1 protein-coding gene is annotated in these 910 nt (G+C 27.6%); it reads right to left on the bottom strand.

Annotation, left to right across the window (positions count from 1 at the left end; all coding sequences use genetic code 11):
• Positions 1-600 precede the first annotated feature (600 nt).
• On the bottom strand, positions 601-910 hold a 310-nt coding region (locus H3T96_RS14805), incomplete at its 5' end, for a hypothetical protein (protein WP_222102830.1).

The following is a 910-nucleotide window of genomic DNA, read 5'->3' as shown; positions in this document are numbered from 1 at the left end:
AAGGCAGAAATAACACACACCATAAAATACTAAATAATTTAATTCTGGCGTGCTGTATTTTCTAATAAATAGTCGATAACACCACCAGTAACTCAGTAATCCTCCGATAAGATTAAACAAAACTATAATAAATAGATTAATGGTTTTCATTGATTAATTTTTCCCTTAAGTCTTTTTAACTCTTTTTTCAATCCATAAAAACGAGTAATGGCAACATAATAAAATTACTGGATAGATAATAAAATTCAGGGTCATAAGTGATGACATAAATAAATCATAGAGATCGAATTCTAAATATTGGCGCGCATTAACAAATAAAATGAATGGATTAACAATCCATGAAATAAAACTAATTAAGACAGCGATGAGAACACCTGAAACCAATAATATGACAGGCCGATTAACTTTATTTAATATAAAAAATGCAATAAGTATAAAACTGAAGTAACACACTCCATAAAATATTAAATACAGCGATTCAGGCGTGCTGTATTTTCTAATAAATAATCGATAACACCACTGGTAACTCAGTAATCCTCCGATAAAATTAAACAACACTATAATAGATAGATTAATGGTTTTCATTGATTAATTTTTCTCTTAAGTCTTTTTAACTGTTTTTTCAATCCATAAAAACGAGTAATGACAACCTAATAAAATTACTGGATAGATAATAAAATTGAGGGTCATAAGTGAAGTTATAAACAAATATCCAAAAAAAGCCTCAATATTTAGAGCCGATCCTTGATAATTACCTAAAATAAAAGGTGTAATCATCCATGAGATAAAAGTAATTACAATCCCAATAATTGCGCCGATACTTAACAATCCAAAAGGTTTTTTTATTTTATTTAATATCCAGATTGAAATAAGAATAAGGCAGAAATAACACACACCATAAAATACTAAA

Origin of the sequence: Gilliamella sp. W8136 (assembly GCF_016101285.1) — a bacterium.
Lineage (GTDB): Bacteria > Pseudomonadota > Gammaproteobacteria > Enterobacterales > Orbaceae > Gilliamella > Gilliamella apicola_N.
The sequence above is the reverse complement of the archived record's forward strand: the minus strand, read 5'-3'. Positions and strand labels throughout refer to the sequence as shown.